8 protein-coding genes are annotated in these 10,994 nt (G+C 64.3%); 2 read left to right on the top strand and 6 right to left on the bottom strand.

The genetic code is table 11. From position 1 onward, the window contains the following. Positions 1-101 precede the first annotated feature (101 nt). On the bottom strand, positions 102-482 hold the full coding sequence (locus ABD283_RS10060; protein WP_344224859.1) for a hypothetical protein: 381 nt from the start codon (positions 480-482) through the stop codon (positions 102-104). A 92-nt stretch (positions 483-574) separates the two neighbouring features. Further along, the gene (nirB, locus tag ABD283_RS10055) at positions 575-3,241 is read right to left on the bottom strand and encodes a nitrite reductase large subunit NirB (protein ID WP_344224858.1); all 2,667 of its coding nucleotides are present in this window, start codon (positions 3,239-3,241) and stop codon (positions 575-577) included. Between the two features lie 234 nt (positions 3,242-3,475). Here nirB and nirD point away from each other — a divergent pair, with 234 nt between their 5' ends. Next, positions 3,476-3,808 carry a nitrite reductase small subunit NirD gene (gene nirD / locus ABD283_RS10050; RefSeq protein ID WP_344224857.1) on the top strand — a complete coding sequence of 111 codons (333 nt, stop codon included), beginning with the start codon at positions 3,476-3,478 and terminating at the stop codon, positions 3,806-3,808. 136 nt (positions 3,809-3,944) lie between these two features. On the opposite strand, the gene ABD283_RS10045 is transcribed toward nirD, so the two are convergent. Continuing rightward, positions 3,945-4,763, bottom strand: coding sequence for a purine-nucleoside phosphorylase (locus ABD283_RS10045; protein WP_344224856.1), 819 nt, complete (start codon positions 4,761-4,763; stop codon positions 3,945-3,947). 121 nt (positions 4,764-4,884) lie between these two features. Here ABD283_RS10045 and ABD283_RS10040 point away from each other — a divergent pair, with 121 nt between their 5' ends. Further along, positions 4,885-6,318 carry an NAD(P)H-quinone dehydrogenase gene (locus tag ABD283_RS10040; protein WP_344224855.1) on the top strand — a complete coding sequence of 478 codons (1,434 nt, stop codon included), beginning with the start codon at positions 4,885-4,887 and terminating at the stop codon, positions 6,316-6,318. A 92-nt stretch (positions 6,319-6,410) separates the two neighbouring features. On the opposite strand, the gene ABD283_RS10035 is transcribed toward ABD283_RS10040, so the two are convergent. From ABD283_RS10035 to ABD283_RS10025, 3 genes are all read right to left on the bottom strand, one after another. Further along, the gene (locus ABD283_RS10035; RefSeq protein WP_344224854.1) at positions 6,411-7,829 is read right to left on the bottom strand and encodes an MFS transporter; all 1,419 of its coding nucleotides are present in this window, start codon (positions 7,827-7,829) and stop codon (positions 6,411-6,413) included. 199 nt (positions 7,830-8,028) lie between these two features. Next, positions 8,029-9,813: an acetyl/propionyl/methylcrotonyl-CoA carboxylase subunit alpha gene (locus tag ABD283_RS10030; protein WP_344224871.1), complete on the bottom strand. Its 1,785-nt coding sequence runs from the start codon at positions 9,811-9,813 to the stop codon at positions 8,029-8,031. A 143-nt stretch (positions 9,814-9,956) separates the two neighbouring features. Continuing rightward, a complete protein-coding gene (locus ABD283_RS10025; protein WP_344224853.1) occupies positions 9,957-10,595 on the bottom strand; it encodes a Maf family protein in 639 nt (212 codons plus the stop codon). Positions 10,596-10,994 lie beyond the last annotated feature (399 nt).

Below are 10,994 nucleotides of genomic sequence, written 5' to 3'. Positions count from 1 at the left end.
TACCGGGAACAGGCCCTTGCCGTATAGGCTCTAACCGCTAGACCAGTCCAACTACTGGGGACCAGTTCATGATCCGGTGACGGGGTTCTTTGCGATGAAACTTAGTGGTTGACCTGTGCCTGGTTCGGCACGTTGGGTCGCTGGGCCATCTCGTGCGGGCCCGCGGGCAGGTCCAACGTGAGGTCCGTGCCGCCGGTGGAGTGCTTGGCGGTGGCACCGGCAATCAGCGTGGTGGGCACCAGAAGTGCGACACCGTAGACCACGATGCCGAGCAGGAAGATCCACCAGCTGTTGGGGTAGCTGGCGAACATCCAGAAGCTGGCCACAATGGTGACCATGCCACCAATGAGCAGGATCAGGCTCTTGACCGTCTCGCCCTCACCGGAGAACGTGCGGGGCTTGACCGCGTGGCTTCCGTTATCGGCCGAGCGACGAGTCGTCTCCTGCTCGTTGACGGAGGAGGCTTCAGCTCTTCTGACCATGAGTGCACCCTTTCAGACTGCAACCGCGAGGGGTAAATAAATTCTTCGACCAGTCTAGACGGTTGCCCGCCCCGTTGCTGACATTCCGTCAGTTAGGGAGTGGGTGCGCCCACCGGAATTTTTGCACCGGTGACTAATACGGGCCCCTCACCGGTTTCGGACGCCGCAATTTCCTGGGCGGTGGCCGGGCGGATCTGGTCTCGCTCGAGCACATACATCCGGGCGCCGTTGTCCTGAGTCTCCGGTTCGTTGACGAACGGGCGGAAGCGACGCAGGCGCTCGGGATCCTTAAGAGTCTCGGCCCACTCGTCCCGATATTCCTTGACGTGGGTTTCCATGTCGCGGTCCAGGTCGGCGCAGATTCCCAAGGAGTCGTCCACGATGACTGAGCGCAAGTGGCCCATGCCATCACCGTTGTAGCGCTCGTCCAGGTCCTCCATCCAGCGTGCGGTGCGCTGGAGTTTGTCCGCGGTGCGGATGTAGTACAGCAGGAAACGGTCGATGTAGGTGATCAGGGTGTCTTCATCCAGACCCTGGGCGAACAACCGCCCGTGCACCGGGTTGGCGCCGCCGTTGCCGGCCAGGAACAGGTTCCAGCCGTCGGTGGTGGCCACCACGCCCACGTCCTTGGCTTGCGCCTCGGCGCACTCGCGAGCGCAGCCGGAAACACCGAACTTGAACTTGTGCGGGGAACGCAGACCCTTGTAGCGGTTCTCCAGGTTGATGCCCATGGCCACCGAATCCTGGACACCGAATCGGCACCATGTGCTGCCGATGCAGGACTTCACATTGCGCAGCGCCTTGCCGTACGCGGAGCCGGACTCGAAACCGGCGTCCACGAGCTGCTTCCAAATCAGGGGCAGCTGCTCCAGGCGGGCCCCGAACAACCCGATGCGCTGTGCGGCAGTGAGCTTGGTGTACAGGTTGAACTCCTGGCCCACGCGGGCAATGACCGCGAGCTTCTCCGGGGTGATTTCGCCACCGGGGATGCGCGGGACCACCGAGTACGTGCCGTCCTTTTGCATGTTGGCCAGGGCGCGGTCGTTGGTGTCCTGCAGGGTGCCGCGGCCGGCGTCCAGGGCGTAGTCGTGGCGGATCGAGTGCAGGATGGACGCCACGGTGGGCTTGCAAACGGCGCACCCATCTTCGCCAGAGCCGAAGCGTTCCAGCACGGAGGGGAAGTCCGCCAGGTGCGTGACCAGGACGGCTTCGAAGAGTTCCGCGCGGGACATGTCGAAGTGCTCGCACAGGGACTTGGACATGGTGAGGCCCAGCTTGCCGAGCTCCTGGCCCAACGTCTTCTGCAGCATGGGCACGCACGAACCGCACTGGGTGCCCGCGTTGGTGCACGTCTTGAGTGCGGGAACATCGTGGTTGCCTTCGCGTACAGCCTCGCGCACCGTGCCGAATGAGACAGCATTGCACGAACACAGGATGGCGTCATCGGGCAGCTCGGTGTCTGGAGCCTCGGAACCCGCAGCGGAGAGGTACGCTCCGGGCTCTCCCGGGAGTGCCCTGCCCAGGAGGGGACGCAGCGAATCGTAGGGCGCGGCGTCGCCGACGAACACGCCGCCCAGCAGGATTGAGGCATCCGAGGAGGTCACGATCTTCTGGTACAAACCGCGTGCGGGATCCGCGTAGACGATTTCGAGGCAACCCTCGGTGGTGCCGGCGGTGTCTCCGAAACTCGCGACGTCGATGCCGGAGAATTTCAGCTTGGTGGCCGTGTCAAAGGACTCAACTACTTTGGTGCCGCCGGTGAGTTGTTCCGCGACCACGTCCGCCATGGTGTTGGCCGGCGCCACGAGTCCCCACGTGCGGCCCAGGATGGAGGCAACCTCGCCAATGGCCCACACATGGGGCACGGAGGTGGCGCAGCGTTCGTCGACCACCACACCGCCGCGGTCGGCCAGGTGGAAGCCAGCTCGACGGGCCAGGCCCTCGCGGGGCCGGATGCCCACGGCCAGGATGACCAGATCAGCCGGTATGTCCTCGCCGTCCTTGACGGATACCGAGACGACCTCACCGTCGACCACGTTGACGCCGGAAATGAAGGTGGAGCAGTGCACGTCGATGCCCACCTGGCCGATCAGGGAGTTGACGGCCTGACCACCGCCCTGGTCCATTTCGGTGCTGAGCAGCCATTCGGCCACGTCCAGAATGGTGGCTTCCGCACCCAGTTCCTTGAGGCCGGCAGCGGCTTCCAACCCGAGCAGTCCGCCGCCCACGACGACGCCGCGCGGGGCCCGTCCCAGCCTGTCCTGTAGGCGGTCGATGTCCGCCACAATGCCCTTGACGTCATCCACGGTACGGAACTTATGGGTCTTCTGACCGCCCGGGATGTTCAGCGACGCCGCATTGGAGCCGGTGGCCAGAATCAACTCGTCATACGGGTAGCGATCACCGCCGGCGGAGATCACCGTCTGCTCAGAAACATCGATGTCGGCGGCGCGTTCTCCCACGTGCAGTTCCACGCCGGGGTGCTCCCAGATTTCACCCTGGGCCAGGGTCAGGTCCGTGGAAGTGTCCCCGAACAGCTTTTCCAACCCCACACGGTCGTAGGGAACGTATTTCTCTTCCGAGAGGACGGTGACTGTGTCCTCCCCGAGTCCACGGGATACCAGGCTGGTGACGAAACGGTGGGCTGCGGGCCCACCGCCCACCACCACGATCCTGCGGGCGTTGCCACTAGCGTGAGCGGGAGCGGGGGCGTTACGGGTGTGCGTTTCCACGGTGACGGGCGGGGTGGGCTGTCCCATGTTGACGACCTCTCGGAGTAGTAGTCCCCGGGATGGGCGACGTCTGCCGGTAACCCCGGGGTCGTACAGTGTTTGCGCACGTGCCGGATAAGTTGCTCAGCAAATGCTGCTTTAATTGAAGCACGGTTGACCGCCGAATTCAGGTGGTATTGCAGAACCCCGCTTGTCGAATGCGTCACGGTCAGCCAGGTCCACGGACGATTCCCCGCACCCAGCACGAAAGGTACAGAAACCATGGCCACTGCCACTTGGCACCGTGTGTGCTCACTGTCGGATTTGGAGCAGGACTGGGCCGAGGCCGCCTTGATCGAGGGTCGGCAGATCGCCGTGGTGCGCACCGTGCGTGATGACGTATTCGCCTTCGCCCATGAGGACCCCAACTCGGGTGCGCTGGTCATGGCGCGGGGCATCGTGGGGCGCACCGGAGAGCATGATTCCATTACGTCGCCGCTCTACAAGGAGACCTACGACCTGCGCACCGGCGAGTGCCTCACCGGTCAGGACTTCACCCTCCCGGTGTTCCCGGTCCACATCGCCGATGACGGCGCCGTAAGCATTCAGGCCTGACAGCCACGTCTTAAACGCACACCGCCCGCGTGGTCTCCTTGCCCGGAGACCGTGCGGGCGGTTTTTCGCACGACGTCGCTCAAGGTCGCCTTGGCCGCGTGGCCGGGGGAGCGGCGTCGTCGACGAGCGTGATGCTCTAGAGCTTGGCCACGATGTCCGCGAGTAGGCGGGAGATGCGAGGACCGGCGGCGGCGCCGGCCTCGATGACTTCCTCGTGGGAGAGCGCGGTTTCGCTGATGCCGGCGGCCAGGTTGGTCACCAGCGACATACCGAAGACCTCCATACCGGCGTGACGCGCGGCAATTGCTTCGAGAGCGGTCGACATGCCCACCAGGTCCGCACCGAGGACCTTGGCCATCTGAACCTCTGCCGGAGTCTCGTAGTGCGGGCCGGGGAACTGGGCGTAGACGCCCTCGTCCAGGCTGGAATCGACCTCGCGGGCGATGTCACGGATGCGGGACGAGTAGAGGTCGGTGAGATCCACGAACGTGGCTCCCTCGAGCGGGGATGTGGCAGTGAGGTTGAGGTGATCGCTGATCAGCACCGGGGTGCCGGGCTGCCAGGCGGGGTTCAGGCCGCCGCAACCGTTGGTCAGGATCATGATGTCGGCACCAGCGGCAGCAGCTGTGCGCACACCGTGAGCCACAGCACGCACGCCCTTGCCTTCATAAAAGTGGGTGCGAGCACCGATGACCAGGGCATGGTCACCGTTGGCGAGCTTGATCGAGCGCAGCGTTCCCACGTGGCCTTCCAACGCGGGGCGGGAAAAACCGGGAATCTCGGTCGCGGGGATTTCGTGTTCGGTCTCACCGATGAGCTCGGCGGCCTCGCCCCACCCGGAACCCAGGGTAAGGGCAATGCGGTGGTTGTCCACTCCCGTGCGCTCGCGGATGGCGTCAGCGGCACGGCGGGCAATGTCAAAGGGATCGGCGGTAGCCGTTGCATTCTCAGTCACCCGTACCACTCTAGAACAGGGGTGGTCGGGTGTGCGCGTTGAACATCGCGTGCCGGGGCGCGCATCCCTCCGGCAATTGGAGGTCCCGGTCACGGTTACTCCGAGTTCATTTGCTGCAACAATGGGAGACGTGAGTGTGCAGACTGAATTTGCGAATCCGAAGCTCGTTGTCATTGGCGGCGGCCCTGGCGGTTATGAGGCCGCGCTGGTTGCCGCTTCCCTGGGTGCGGAAGTCACCGTGATCGAACAGCAGGGCATGGGTGGCTCGGCGGTTCTGACCGACGTGGTTCCGTCCAAGACCCTGATCGCTTCCGCGGACACCATGAACCGCTTTGCGGAGGCCAAGGATCTGGGCGTCCATATCGTGGGTGGTTCCGGTGACGGCGATGAGATCAACCAACTGTCCGTGGATCTTCAGAAGGTGAACACGCGTCTTTTGCGCTTGGCTGCCACGCAGTCCCGGGACATTAAGCGCGGCCTGGAGCGTCAGGGCGTGCACCTGGTCAAGGGACACGGCCGGCTGATCGGCCCGAACAAGGTGCACGTAGAGACCGATGAGGGCCTCGAATACGACCTTGAGGCGCAGTTCGTACTGCTGGCCGTGGGCTCCTACCCGCGCGAGCTGGACACCGCCAAGCCTGACGGCGAGCGGATCTTCAACTGGAAACAGGTCTACCAGATGCGCGAGATCCCGGAGAAGCTCATTGTGGTGGGTTCCGGTGTGACCGGTGCGGAGTTCGCTTCTGCCTACAACGGTCTGGGCTCGGACGTCACCCTGATTTCCTCCCGCGACCAGGTCCTCCCCGGTGAGGACTCGGATGCGGCGGCGGTTCTGGAGAACGTGTTCGAACGCCGTGGGCTGACCGTGCTCTCCCGTTCGCGTGCGGATTCCGTGGAGAACACCGGGGACGGAGTTCTGGTCACCCTCTCCGACGGTCGCAAGGTCCAGGGTTCCCACTGCCTGCTGGCCGTGGGCTCTATCCCGCACACCACCGACCTCGGTCTCGACGAGGTGGGAGTGGCCACGAGCAAGTCCGGTCACATTGTGGTCGACGCCGTCTCGCGCACCACCGTTCCCGGCATCTACGCCGCCGGTGACTGCACGGGTGTGCTGCCGTTGGCCTCCGTGGCCGCTATGCAGGGCCGCATCGCCGTGGCTCACCAGTTGGGGGACGCCGTTCGCCCGCTGCGCACCGATCAGGTCGCCTCGAACATCTTCACCTCTCCCGAGATTGCGTCCGTGGGCGTTGGCCAGAAGGACGCAAAGTCCGATCCGTCCGTGATCGAGTACGCGGCACTCCAACTGGGCACCAATCCGCGCGCCAAGATGATGGCCGTGGACGACGGTTTCGTGAAGATCTTCGCCCGCCGCGGCACCGGCACCGTCATGGGTGGCGTGGTCGTGGGCCCGCGCGCGTCCGAGCTGATCTACCCGATCGCCCTGGCCGTCACCCACAACCTCAGCGTGGACGACCTCGCGGACACCTTTGCCGTGTACCCGTCCCTGTCGGGCTCCATCTCGGAGGCCGCTCGCCGGTTGCACGTGCACCGCTGACCCACGAACGTACGACGTCGCCCCGGTGACCTTTCGCGCGAAAGGTCACCGGGGCGACGTCGTACGTGATGGACGGCGGAGCGGACGGTTCGTTACTTCACGAGCTTGCGTCCCACGGTGTACATGTCCACGTGTTTGGTCTCCGGGGAGAACCACAGGGCGATCAGCGTGATAACCGCTGCGAAGGACAAGTACATGCCCACCGAGCCCACCCCGAAGTTCGCATTGAGGACCACCGCGATGTAGGGGGTGATGGCCGCGCCCAGGATGGAGGCCACGTTGTACGCGATGCCGGAGCCGGTGTAACGCACGTTGGTGGGGAACAGCTCGGGGAGGATGGCGGACATCGAACCGAAGGTCAGGCCCATCAAGGTCATGCCGACCGCGAGGAAGAAGAGCACACGGCCCATGGAGACGTTCTCCCCGGTGCCCACGAGCGCGGGGTCCATGATCAGACCGAAGCACAGGCCGAACACCACGATCGCGGAGGTGATCACGAGCTGCGAGGAACGGCGGCCGTATTTGTCGGCGAGCCAACCGGAGATCGGCACGGTGATGGCGAACAGCACCACGGCCAACAACTGGATGATCAGGAAATCGCGGTACTCGATACCCAGGCCACCGTTGTCCGGGGAGCCGATGCCGAAGGACAGCACCCACGCGGTCATGAGGTAGAACAAAACGTAGGTGGCCAGCATGATGAAGGTGCCCTGGATGATCTGGACCCATGAGGTCTTGAACACCTCGACCACGGGTGCCTTGACCTTTTGGCCCTGCCGTTCGGCCTTTTTGAAGACCGGGGTTTCCTCGAGCTTCATGCGCACCCACAGGCCCAGCAGCACCATGACCACGGAGGCGATGAACGGGATGCGCCAGCCCCAGACCAGGAACGGGTGGTCACCCACGGCGTGATGCCCGGCGGTGCCGAACTGCATGACGATGGTCAGGATCAAGAAGAAGCCGTTGGCCAGAATGAAGCCGAACGGCGCACCCAACTGGGGCCACATGGCGGCTCGGGCACGCTTGCCCTCTTCCGCGTACTCGGTGGCCAGCAATGACGCGCCGGACCACTCGCCGCCCAAGCCCAGGCCCTGGCAGAAACGCAGGATCGTCAGGATCAGGGGAGCCCAGATGCCGATGGAGTAGTAGGTGGGTAGCAGGCCGATCAAGAACGTGGCGATGCCCATGGTCAGCAGCGCGCCGATCAGGGTGGCCTTACGGCCGATCCTGTCGCCGTAGTGGCCGAAGATCACCGAACCAATGGGGCGACCGAAGAACGCCGCGGCAAAGGTGGCCATGGAGGCCAGGAGCTTGGTGGTCTCGTCCTCGCCCGTGAAGAACAGCGCGGGGAAGACGGCCACGGCAGCGGTTGCGTACACGTAGAAGTCGTAGAACTCGATGGTGGTGCCCACCAGCGACGCCACGATCACGCGAGAGCGTGGGACGCGCTGCGCGGGTGGCTGATCCGATCCGGGTCCCTGGGAACCCGAATCCGTCACGGTTGTAGACATGATGAATCCTCACAGGGGAAGGGGTTGTGAATGGTTACACGCTAGACCCGGCGGTCCACAAGATGAATTCAGATATCCATTATGTAAGATATTTTTTGACACCCAGGATCGAACGCACTGATCGCGGTCGGGGCGTGAACGAAACACAAGAACGGCGGCACCCACGGGGGAGCCGCCGTTCTTACGCAGTCTTGAGGGATCAGTCCGTGATGTTTGCCAGTACCGTCCCCGCGGAGACCGTGTCCCCGGTGGAGGTCGACAGGTCCTTGATCACACCGGACTTGTGGGCCGTGAGGGGCTGTTCCATCTTCATTGCCTCGAGCACCACGATCAGGTCGCCCTCTGCCACGGTGTCGCCGTTGGCCACGGCAATTTTTACGATGGTGCCCTGCATGGGCGACGTCAGCGAATCACCGGAAGCACCCCGGGCCGCGGCGGAACCACCGCGGTTGGCGCGTGCCTTGCGCTTGGGCTGCGGGCCGCCGGTGGTGGTGGCGGCGGTGCGCCCGGCACCGGGCAGTTGCGGCAGGGTGACTTCAAGTCGTTTGCCACCCACCTCGACCACCACGGACTGGCGCTCGGGTTCTTCCGTGGCGGGTTCGACGGGTGCTTCATACGGCTGGATCTGGTTGTCGAACTCGGTTTCGATCCACCGGGTGTGCACCGAGAACGCCGTGTCGTCCTCCGGGGCGAAAGCCGGGTCGGAAACGACCGCGCGGTGGAAGGGGACCACCGTGGGCATGCCCTCGATCACGAGCTCGTCCAGGGCACGGCGGGAGCGTTGCAGCGCCTGTTCCCGGGTGGTGCCCGTGACAATCAGCTTGGCGAGCATGGAATCGAAGTTGCCGCCAATGGTTTCACCGGCCTCCACACCGGTGTCCACGCGTACGCCGGGCCCCGTGGGCAGCGAGAACGTGGTCAGGGTGCCCGGAGCCGGCATGAAGTTGCGGCCGGCGTCCTCACCGTTGAGGCGGAACTCAAAGCTGTGGCCGCGTACCTGCGGGTCCCCGTAGCCGAGCTCCTCACCGCGTGCAATGCGGAACTGCTCGCGCACGAGGTCCAGCCCGGTGACCTCCTCGGACACCGGGTGCTCCACCTGCAATCGCGTATTGACCTCGAGGAAGGAAATGGTGCCGTCCTGACCGACCAAGAACTCGCACGTACCGGCACCCTGGTACTGAGCCTCCTTGAGGATGGCTTTGGAGGCCTCGTACAGGCGGTGGACCTGATCGTCCGTGAGGAACGGTGCGGGAGCTTCTTCCACGAGCTTCTGGTTGCGGCGCTGCAGTGAACAGTCGCGGGTGGACACCACCACCACGTTGCCGTGGCCGTCCGCGAGGCACTGGGTTTCCACGTGCCGCGGAGCGTCCAGGAACCGCTCGACGAAGCACTCACCGCGGCCGAAGGCAGCGGTGGCCTCACGGACGGCGGATTCGAACAGTTCCGGGATGGCATTACGTTCGCGCACCACCTTGATACCGCGCCCACCGCCGCCGAAGGCCGCCTTGATCGCGATCGGGAGGCCGTGCTCGTCCGCGAAGGCGAGCACCTCATCCGCGGAGTTCACGGGATCGGCGGTGCCCGGAACCTGCGGGGCATTGACCTTCTCGGCGATGTGGCGGGCAGCCACCTTGTCGCCGAGCTTGGAAATGGCCGCCGGGGGAGGCCCGATCCACGTCATACCGGCATTGATCACGGCCATGGCGAAGTCCGAGTTCTCCGAGAGGAAGCCATACCCGGGGTGAACGGCATCGGCCCCGGCGCGAGCGGCGGCGTCGAGAATTTTGTCGATCACGAGGTACGAATCGGCGGCCGTGGTGCCGCCCAGGGCGTAGGCCTCGTCCGCCATGCGCACATGCATGGCGTCGCGGTCGGTATCCGCGTAGACGGCCACGGAGGTGAGGCCTTCGTCGCGTGCGGCGCGGATGACGCGTACCGCGATTTCACCGCGGTTGGCGACCAAGACCTTGGTCATGGGGCGCATGTCAGCGGAGGCCTGCTGCCGCGTGGAGGTAATTGTCACGTGAATAGCTCCTTGTCGATACTCTCCAGCAGATTAGTGCCCCGTACTGGAGATCACCTAAGCGAAGGCCCGGGTGCGGGGTTGATCTGTAGGTCTTCTACAAATCATGACGTGGTGGCCTGTGGTGTTGGCCGCCACCAATGGCTTGGACTGATGCCGCGGGCGGCCAAAAGTCGGCGAAGCGTGGAGATGCTCAGACCGACCACGGCATTGGGGTCTCCGTCCACGCGCTCGATGAACACTGATCCGTGGCCGTCAAGGGTGAATGAGCCGGCGACCTGCAGGGGTTCGCCGGTGGCCACGTAATCGTCGATCTCCTCGCGGGACATCTGCGCAAAATAGACGTCCGCAGAGCTGACGGCACCCTCATCGAGGGTTTCGCCGTTTCGGCGATCCACGAGCCAATGGCCGGTGTGCAGGGTGCCTTTCCGTCCGCTCATGGCGGTGATGCGCTCCACCGCCACATCCGCAGTGTAGGGCTTGCCGTAGCTCTCGCCGTCGAGTTCGAAGACCGAGTCGCACCCCAGAACCACACGGCCCTCGGCAATCTCCAGACTCGCCACGGCTTCCGCCTTGGCTCGCGCCAGCAGCAGTGCCGTGTCCGAGGGGCTCAATGGCCCGTGCTCGGCGAGTGCGGCGTCCTCGTCCACGTGCGAGACCACGGTCTCGTACGGAAGGTGTGCGCGCGTCAGCAGGGATGCGCGCGCAGGAGACTGCGAGGCCAGAATGAGAACAGGACGCATGGGTTTCAATATACGAGTCGAACGACGAAGACCCAAAGGCGGTGACGCATGCGGGAGCGCAGCCACCGCCCAGATCCGTCCGGAAATCCTTGTCAACTATTTTCTGTCGACATCATTGACACGTCATGGCTAATAGATTACTTTTGAGTAACCCCAGAGATGACGGATTGAGTGCGCACTTGGCGTCCTCCCTCGGGGTCACCCGGCGGTGGTTGATGTTTCATTCCCGGGGAGGCGAAACAAGGCCTACACCGCCGGTTCACGGGGGATGTGGGAGCATGCGGAGAATACCGTGGCCAGTCGTGCAAGGCTGGCGCGATGTATCAGGGGACACAAAGTAATCCCCGCGTGCTCCCGCATGAACTTCTCATGAAGCGCGTGGATGACCCAGGGCCGGCG

This window comes from Kocuria atrinae (assembly GCF_039531425.1).
GTDB lineage: Bacteria > Actinomycetota > Actinomycetes > Actinomycetales > Micrococcaceae > Kocuria > Kocuria atrinae.
This window is presented reverse-complemented; position numbering and strand designations above follow the sequence as displayed.